General features: G+C 45.1%; 1 protein-coding gene. It reads left to right on the plus strand.

Annotated elements, in window-relative coordinates; all coding sequences use genetic code 11:
* Positions 1-62 precede the first annotated feature (62 nt).
* The coding region (locus SB773_RS31690; RefSeq protein ID WP_410594290.1) for a hypothetical protein at positions 63-273 on the plus strand (211 nt) is incomplete at its 3' end.

A 273-nucleotide genomic window follows, 5' to 3' on the forward strand; every position in this document is an offset into this window, starting at 1 on the left:
GCGGTGTATACCGCTATAAAGGACTTCAGGCTTCAGTGGTAAATAACAGGACGAGCTATCCTGTGGGTATTCCGCCTGATGGCCTGGCGTTTGTAGGTAAAAAAAATATCTACGTAGTGACTGCGGGAGGTGAACATCTTCTGAAAACAGATGCACTACACAGCCGATATCAGCTTGAATTGAAGGGGAATGATAGAAAAATAAAGCTGGGGCTTGTGTCACCCGCAACTAAACGTTCAGTGGCAAGATTCGAAGGTGATTTTAACGTTATCG

Source organism: Bacillus sp. SIMBA_074, assembly GCF_046534555.1.
Taxonomy (GTDB): Bacteria; Bacillota; Bacilli; order Bacillales; family Bacillaceae_G; genus Bacillus_A; species Bacillus_A mycoides.